Source organism: Burkholderia sp. 9775_39 (genome assembly GCF_015712225.1).
Classification (GTDB): Bacteria; Pseudomonadota; Gammaproteobacteria; order Burkholderiales; family Burkholderiaceae; genus Burkholderia; species Burkholderia cenocepacia.
Window position 1 is genome coordinate 1 of the sequence record NZ_JACCQC010000136.1, and the last position, 244, is coordinate 244.

Annotated in this window: 1 protein-coding gene; it reads left to right on the forward strand. The window is 61.5% G+C overall.

Annotated features, from left to right (window positions below):
- A partial coding sequence (locus H0X90_RS36375) for a hypothetical protein (protein ID WP_269061752.1) occupies positions 1-244 on the forward strand: 244 nt, incomplete at both ends.

Genomic DNA, 244 nt, shown 5'->3' on the forward strand with positions numbered 1-244 from the left:
AGCGAAGTCACGTTGCTGTTCGTCGTGCTCAAGCCGCTCGACAGCGAGCCAATGTTGCTGTTGGCCGTGCTCAGGCCGCTCGAAGTCGACGAGGACAGCGATGCCACGTTGCTGTTCGTCGTGCTCAGACCCGACGACAGCGAGCTCACACCCGTCGACAGCGACGCGATATTGCTCGTGTTGGTCGACACCACGCCCGACAGCGAAGTCACGTTGCTGTTCGTCGTGCTCAAGCCGCTCGACA